The following is a 7,319-nucleotide window of genomic DNA, read 5'->3' as shown; positions in this document are numbered from 1 at the left end:
AGTAACGGCCCCTGCCGACGCGGCCGCCGTTGCACCGAAAAGTGCAACGGCGGCCGCCGGATGTCCTGCGACAGCACACGCCGAGCAGTGCCACTGTGTCCGTGCTCAGGTCTTCAGGCACGGTCGGCTCCCCGGTGGATGTCGCGGCGGCGAGGCCGCAGCCTGTCGCAGGACGGGGCGCAGCGGCACAAGCCGGAGACGACCGCCGCAGGCGCGCGCCGGACAGTGTTCCCCGACCCAGCCCCGGGTCCCGTCCCGATGGGCAGGCAGAGCTCCAACGCGCCTTCCTGTCAGTCGGCCTGTGCCCGTCGGCTCGGTCGGCTGCCGCTGTCCCGGATGCGGACAGCAGGATGGGCACAGCAAGGTCCTGCAGCTTTCGATAGCGGAGCGGCGGGTGGCGGCGTGAACGAAATTCCGATGCACGCAAGCCGGTCAGCCGAGAGGATCCCGGAATGCAGAAGATTCCGACCGTGTTCGTCCGCGACTTCGCCAACAACCCCGCGCACATCCTGCCCGAGGTGACGCCCGGCTGCGAGTGGGTGCTCACAGGTAAAGGGCAGGCCACCCGCAAGTACGACGGCACCTGCGTGATGCTCGACGAAGCGGGCAAGTGGTGGGCGCGTCGCGAAGTCAAGCCCCGCAAGCCGGTACCGCCGAACTACACCGTCCTCTCCGTCGACACCGAGACTGGTAAGACCATCGGCTGGGAGCCAATCGATCAGTCATCGTTCGCGAAGTTCCACGCAGAAGCCCTGCAGGCGGCCGGCCCAAGCGAGCGGGCCGCCGGGACCTTCGAGCTGATCGGCCCGAAGGTGAACGGAAATCCCGAGGAGGTCGACGTTCACCGGCTCGTCGAGCACGCCGCAGCGCAGCACGTCTCAGTGCCGGAGCTGACGTTCAATGGCATCCGGAGTACCGTGCTGGCCCTGGCCGCGGTCGACGGCTGTGAGGGGATCGTCTGGCACCACACCGACGGACGGATGGCGAAGATCAAAGCCAGGGACTTCCCGAAAGCATGACACCGAAGCGCCCCCGACCGGCCTTGAGTTCTCGTGGTCGGGGGTACTGTCGTGCGTCCAGGGTCAGCGGTTGTCGACGCACACGTGAACGTGAACGTGCCCAGTCACGTACGGATGAACGGGCTCTGCCGCTGATCTTGTGACGTTACGCACTCACGTGGGATGGGTGCTGACACGCTTCGTGCGTTCAGGAGCCGATCACGGAATCCGCGGTCAGTACCAGCGACTGAATGCGGAAGCGCCAAATCCGGTCTCCGCGGCCAACCGAAGAACCTGCAGTGGCGCGTCGATGAGCTCCGCCGCATCGAAATCGGGGGTGTCACCCATCGCGGTCATCCAGGCGGTGATCCGGCCGAGGACCTCGCTTCGCTGTGTGCTGGCGAGGTGGAGGGCTTCCTCAGCTCGGGGCAGGGCGGTCCGAACCTCCTCGGCGGACAGCAGAAAGTCCCCGAACCAGCCTGGGAGCATCGCCGATCGTTCTGCGCCGAGGCCGTAGCACAGGGCTGCGGCCGGCTTCGCCTTGCGGGCAGTCGCAACGAAGAGACCAGCGCCCCCTACCTCGGGCGTGAGTGTCATGCTCACGTCCCGCATGGCCTCCGCCGCCTCGGTAGGCGGGTTGGCGTCGTTGAAGAAGTCCGCGAATCGCCGGGCGGTCTGCATGGGCATCAAGGGTCTGGAATGATCCGCGGTGTGCTCGAAGAAGGGCTCTTGGTCGCCGCCGTTCGACCACCACGCAAGCGTCTCGCCAAAACCCGGCGGCTTCTGCCAGTCACCTGGCCGTACGAGATGCATGTAGCGATCCGGTAGTGTCCGGACCTCCTCGTCAGGGAGGACACCGACCACCCACAACCCTGTCGAACTCACCGGTCACACCTCTCAATCTGCTCGACGACTCTATCCGGCGGCATCACAAGATCTGCGACAGAGCCGATGAACATGGGCCGCAGACGGCTGTCGTTGGGATGCCACCGCGCACGATCCGGTCACCCGTGCTCGCCTCCAAGGTGTCGGGCACGTCGAGGTGCATCAGCAACGTCAGGTGGTCGGCAGGGTCAGGCGGTCTCCGTCAAGCGCGAGGGCCGTAAGTGATTCGCCATGCTGACCACCGAACAGGCCGCCCCCGAGCCGTCGCCCGCGACCGGCAGCGCGGTCGGCATCGACCTGGGAATGGCCAACCAGGAGTCACGAGTACCGCCATGTCGCCTCAGCCGACCGGATGGCATTTTTCGGCTCACGCAGTCCGGCAGACCGGCTGTCACATATGGCATGGATCACACTTCGACATAAGGTATGCCTGTAATCAATCCGCCCCAACCAGATCAAATATGGATGAGGAGTCGACTGTCCGATGGCGAAGCTACTTTTCGTGATGACTGGCGCGGCGTACTGGACGCTCAAGGACGGCACCAGGCATGCGACGGGTTACTGGGCCGAGGAGTTCGCGGCCCCGTACAAGGCGCTCACCGAGGCCGGCCACCAGGTCGTCGTCGCCACCCCCAACGGGGTGGTCCCGACCGTGGACATGATGAGCCTGCGCCCCGAGATGGCCGGCAGCGCTCAGATCGCTCTCGATCTGGAGGCGATCATCCGCTCTGCAGAGGTGATGCGGCGGCCGATCCGATTGGCGGACGCCCGCCCGGAAGACTACGACGCCGTCTACTTCCCGGGCGGCCACGGCCCCATGGAAGACCTGTACGTCGACGCGGACGCCGGACGGTTGCTGACCGCGGCGCTCGCCGCCGGCAAGCCCCTCGCCATTGTCTGCCACGCCCCGGCCGCGATGCTGGCGACCAGGATCCACGGCGTATCCCCCTTCGCCGGCTACCGGATCACGGCGTTCACCAACGAGGAAGAGAACGCGGTCGGGCTTGGCCCGAAGGCCCGCTGGTTGTTGGAGGACGAGCTCATTGACCTGGGAGTCGAGTTCACCAAGGGCGAGATGTGGAAGCCCTATACGGTGGTTGACCGCAACCTGTTCACCGGGCAGAACCCTGCCTCGGCAGCCGTCCTGGCCGAACGTCTACTCAAGGTCCTTTGATCAGCGTCGCCGCGCTTTGCATACCGGCAAGGTCCTGCCTGCGATGCGGCCTGCGCCGCTAGGCCTGTGTCGAACGACGATCAAGGTGCTGTCTGGCTCATCGCCCTGAGCCAGGAGTGCCTTGATCCCGATGAAGTCCGCGCCGGTCGGTGCCGAATTGATCACCCCGAGCCAGGCCGCCAACACTGCTCACCGGCAGCACGGCTAGGGTTCGGCTGGGCGGCGAAGGAACCACGGGCTCCGTCACGTCCCCGAGTGCCGGTCCCGATCCGGGCGGCGCCCCACGGAACCACGCCATACACGAGCCACTCCTCATCCTGCCGGCCGCCCTGCGGCAAAATGAGGCCATGAGCGTAGTCAAGATCAACGAAGGTGTCAAGCTACGCACATAGGCTTGACCTGCGCTTACACCTCAGCAGACGAACGAACCGATGCCGTTCTCAGTCCGGATGATCCCGCGTTCCCGCAGGCTGGCAAGGGCCTTGCGCGCTGTCACCTGGGCCACCCCGAACTCACCGCACAGAGCGAGGATGCCGGGCAGCTTCGATCCCGCCGGATACTCGCCAGCGCCAATGCGCCGCTCAAGTTCCGCTGAGATCTGGGTCCACTTCGCGCGGGTCGGATCAAGCTCCACATGATCAATGCTGCGCGCTGTAGCGGTTCATGGCGAGGGATAGCTAGCTATAGCAAGGTCCCGTAAAGTGGGTGCCCCACAACAGGAACGCCCCCGAGAAATCCGGGCTAGGGATCACTCAGGGGCTAGTCGACTGGAAGGAGTCGACCTGTGAAAAACCCTATCTGCGAACACGAACGTTTCAGCACCCCTGTGCCGATGACAGCGGCTGACAGCACGTGCGTGCGCCGCTCCGCGCACGACGGCCCCCACAAAGCGTCAAACGGTGAGACGTGGACCGGTACCGAGTGCGGAGCCGTCGACCCCACATCGCCCGTCGATGCGTGGCAGCACTCCCCCTGCCAACGTGTGCCCGGACACGTCGGTGACCACATCTCAGCCACGTGCCACCAGTGGGGCGGTGAGTACGCCACGCCGAACCCTGCGGGGGACAGCACGACCCCCCGCTACGTCGGTACCGACCCCGTGACCAGGAAGGACATGTTCGTGGTCAGCCCCCGTGGCGGGGTTCTGAGCGCTTGTGCCGACATCGCCGGGCTGGAGGCGGCCAGCGCTCTGCTGGCCGTCGTGGAGAGCGTCCTGGAGGCGGGTGAAGCTGTGTCGGACGCGGAGCGTGCAGCATTCCTTGAACACATGGCGGCCACGCTGGCAGAGGTCGTCTCCATCGCTGCCAACCGGCTCCCGGTGAACGCTGGCACGCACGCTGCGGCGGAGAGGTTGATGCGTAGGGCGTAACCCCGAACGCAAAAGAGCCCCAGACCTAGGACGATGTCAGGTCTGGGGCTCTTGTCATGCGTGCGGGCCCTCAGACCACTCCTGACGGACCGCCAGAAAACACGAGAACCCCGTACCAGCCACCGGAGAGGCAGCGGGTACGGGGCGTGCGTGCGCGGGTGCTAAGCCGACAGAGCGGCGGGGGTCCGCTGGGTCTCACCAACGGCCGCCAGGTATCTGCGTCCGGTCCGGGCGGACACTCCAAAGTGGTCGGCCAGGAGTGCACCGGGTACGGGTCGGCCATGCCTGGAGGCCAGGACATGGACGGCCTCCCCTGACAGGATTGCAGACGGGCGGGCGCCTTGTTGCCCCCGTCCGACGATGGTCGAATTAGGCTCTGTGCGGACGGAACCGGGGGGATGATGGAACAGTGGCCTGAAGGACCTGCCGCCGACCCGGAGGCGGCCCGGGAGCGCTATGCCTCTGACATGCGGGCGTCACGCAAGGCTGTACGAGAAGTGCTCAGGGCCGACCTGCCTGTTGCGCACTTCAGCCTTGGAATCGTCGTCGTGGCAAGTGTGGTCGTGGGCCTGTTCGCGGGGGCCATTGCTGGTGCCCTCGTGGCTGGATTCTTCGCCGCTCTGTTCCTTGTCGCGCTGGCGGTCATGCTCCTTCGGGGCATCAGGGGGATGGATGCAGGTCGCCGGGCCTATCTCTTCACCTTTGGCTGGGCGAACTGGGTCTAGGCTGCCCCGGGCTCGGTATCGGCATGGACGGCCCGCAGGATCGTCTCCCACGTGCCGGCCGTTGATGACCAGGCGGCTGGCACTGCCGATATTTCACTTCCGCGGTGAGGTTCGAGCCGAGCTCGCCGCCGCCATCTCGCAGCTGCCTCGGAGAAGGAATGACCGGCTAACCCGGCAAACCTTCGAGCAATGCTCGGAACCTGTGGATTGGTTCCGGGAGGGACGCGGAAGGCGTACCTTCCCGAATGATCCTTTAATGGTCTCCGAGTAGGCCCGCGTTGCAGCGCGGGTCGGGAAGGCACGCCCGTGCTCAGCCTAGTCACCGACGACGGCTCAACCCAGTCCGGATCCCTGATCGACGAGATCGTCCGCGAGGGCGCCCGCAGGATGCTCGCCGCCGCGCTGGAAGCGGAAGTCAACCAGTACATAGCCGAGTTGGCCGCCGAGACCGACGAGGCAGGTCGTCGTCTGGTGGTCCGCAACGGCCACCACCGACCCCGCACCGTGGTCACTGCGGCCGGACCGGTCGAGGTTCGAGCCCCGCGGGTCAACGACCGCCGTGTCGACGAGGCCACCGGGGAACGCAAGCGGTTCTCCTCGAAGATCCTGCCGCCGTGGTGCCGCAAGTCCCCGAAGATCTCCGAAGTGCTCCCGCTTCTCTATCTGCACGGCCTGTCCTCCGGCGACTTCGTGCCCGCCCTGGAACAGTTCCTGGGCGGCGCGGCCGGCCTGTCGGCGGCGACCGTGACGCGGCTGACCAGACAGTGGCAGGACGACCACGCCGCCTTCCAGGATCGAGACCTGTCCGACCGCGACTTCGTCTACGTATGGGCCGACGGCGGGCACCCCAAGGTTCGACTCGGACAGGCCCACTCGTGCGTGCTGGTCCTGCTCGGTGTCCGCCTGGACGGCACGAAGGAGCTGATCGCACTGGCCGAGGGGCTGCGGGAGTCCACCGAATCGTGGGCCGACCTGCTGCGCGACTGCCGTCGACGCGGCATGCGCGACCCCGAACTGGTCGTCGGCGACGGCGCCATGGGCCTGTGGAAAGCGCTGGCCGAGGTCTTCCCCACCGCCCGCCACCAGCGGTGCTGGGTTCACAAGGCCCGCAATGTCACGAACGCCTTGCCGAAATCCGCACAACCGGGTGCAACGAAAGCAATGCAGGAGATCTACAACGCCGAGGACCGCGCCCATGCCGAGAAGGCGATCGAGGCGTTCACCAGGACCTACGGAACGAAGTGGCCCAAGGCCGTCACGAAGATCACCGACGACGCCGAGGAACTCCTGGCGTTCTACGACTTCCCGGCCGAGCACTGGATCCACTTGCGGACCACCAACCCCATCGAGTCCACGTTCTCCACCGTCAAGCTCCGCACGAAGGTCACACGTGGTGCTGGCAGCCCGGCCGCCGCGCTCGCCATGGTGTTCAAGCTCGTCGAGTCCGCTCAGGCCCGCTGGCGGGCAATTACCGGAGCCCACCTCGTGCCTCTGGTCCGCACCGGAGCAACCTTCGAAAACGGCATCCTGGTCGAGCGGCAGGAGCAAGCCGCATGAACCACCACGACGCCTCGCCCCGAGAGCCGGCCGAGCATCAGCGTTTCGCGCACTACCTGAGCGAACTGGAGCAGGTCACCGACGCGGACGAGGTCGGCCTCGTCCGCGAGGTCCTCGCCGATCCGGACCGGACGATGGCCCAGTCCGCCGTCCTGCGGCACATCGATCGCCGCGCGACGGGCCTCCTCGCCGACCCCGCCTACGAACGCTGGACCGAAACGATGGCCCAGGCCGTGGCCGGCCATCCGTTCCTGACCGGACGCCTCCTCGAATGGTCCCTCTTCCAGGCCGTCACCCAGGGAGGGGCTTGGCACCCGGACACCTTGCTCGCGTCATCCGACTGGCTCCAGCTCAAGACCGCCGCCACCGCGCACACCGACGCATTGAAGATCCTCGCCGAGCACGGACGCACCAAGCGAATCCGCAACACCGCCAAGGCCAACCTCAAGAACGACCCAAGCTGAACAGCTTGTCCATCCACAGGTCTTGACTATTGCTCCAAACCTTCACGGTCAGAGCACTAGTAGTGCTTGGTCAGGTTGGCTGCGGTGGTGCGTGTCCTTCTGGCCCGGTGTGGCGTTGGGAGTGTGTGACTCCGGACGAGATTGCGG

8 protein-coding genes are annotated in these 7,319 nt (G+C 66.2%); 6 read left to right on the top strand and 2 right to left on the bottom strand.

Annotation, left to right across the window (positions count from 1 at the left end; all coding sequences use genetic code 11):
- Positions 1 to 470: 470 nt before the first annotated feature.
- The gene (locus ACFU8W_RS51790; protein ID WP_384052789.1) at positions 471 to 1,019 is read left to right on the top strand and encodes a DUF5565 family protein; all 549 of its coding nucleotides are present in this window, start codon (positions 471 to 473) and stop codon (positions 1,017 to 1,019) included.
- Positions 1,020 to 1,232: 213 nt separating this feature from the next.
- On the opposite strand, the gene ACFU8W_RS51785 is transcribed toward ACFU8W_RS51790, so the two are convergent.
- A complete protein-coding gene (locus ACFU8W_RS51785) occupies positions 1,233 to 1,679 on the bottom strand; it encodes a hypothetical protein (protein ID WP_384052788.1) in 447 nt (148 codons plus the stop codon).
- Positions 1,680 to 2,367: 688 nt separating this feature from the next.
- On the opposite strand from ACFU8W_RS51785, the gene ACFU8W_RS51780 reads away from it, so the two are divergent.
- Positions 2,368 to 3,057 carry a type 1 glutamine amidotransferase domain-containing protein gene (locus ACFU8W_RS51780; RefSeq protein WP_384052787.1) on the top strand — a complete coding sequence of 230 codons (690 nt, stop codon included), beginning with the start codon at positions 2,368 to 2,370 and terminating at the stop codon, positions 3,055 to 3,057.
- Between the two features lie 412 nt (positions 3,058 to 3,469).
- Here the strand turns inward: ACFU8W_RS51780 and ACFU8W_RS51775 are convergent, their stop codons facing one another.
- Complete coding sequence (locus tag ACFU8W_RS51775; protein ID WP_384052786.1) at positions 3,470 to 3,691, bottom strand: GntR family transcriptional regulator; 222 nt, start codon at positions 3,689 to 3,691, stop codon at positions 3,470 to 3,472.
- A 465-nt stretch (positions 3,692 to 4,156) separates the two neighbouring features.
- Here ACFU8W_RS51775 and ACFU8W_RS51770 point away from each other — a divergent pair, with 465 nt between their 5' ends.
- From ACFU8W_RS51770 to ACFU8W_RS51755, 4 genes are all read left to right on the top strand, one after another.
- Positions 4,157 to 4,426 carry a hypothetical protein gene (locus tag ACFU8W_RS51770; RefSeq protein WP_384052785.1) on the top strand — a complete coding sequence of 90 codons (270 nt, stop codon included), beginning with the start codon at positions 4,157 to 4,159 and terminating at the stop codon, positions 4,424 to 4,426.
- Between the two features lie 398 nt (positions 4,427 to 4,824).
- Positions 4,825 to 5,151, top strand: a complete 327-nt coding sequence (locus ACFU8W_RS51765; RefSeq protein ID WP_384052784.1) for a hypothetical protein — start codon at positions 4,825 to 4,827, stop codon at positions 5,149 to 5,151.
- 306 nt (positions 5,152 to 5,457) lie between these two features.
- Positions 5,458 to 6,708 carry an IS256 family transposase gene (locus ACFU8W_RS51760; protein ID WP_384052783.1) on the top strand — a complete coding sequence of 417 codons (1,251 nt, stop codon included), beginning with the start codon at positions 5,458 to 5,460 and terminating at the stop codon, positions 6,706 to 6,708.
- Entirely contained in the window at positions 6,705 to 7,172 is a 468-nt protein-coding gene (locus ACFU8W_RS51755; protein ID WP_384052782.1) for a hypothetical protein, read from the top strand. The genes ACFU8W_RS51760 and ACFU8W_RS51755 overlap by 4 nt, the downstream gene beginning before the upstream one ends.
- The last annotated feature ends 147 nt before the right edge of the window (positions 7,173 to 7,319 follow it).

It is taken from the genome of Streptomyces sp. NPDC057565 (genome assembly GCF_042801455.1).
GTDB lineage: Bacteria > Actinomycetota > Actinomycetes > Streptomycetales > Streptomycetaceae > Streptomyces > Streptomyces yanii.
The sequence above is the reverse complement of the archived record's forward strand: the minus strand, read 5'-3'. Positions and strand labels throughout refer to the sequence as shown.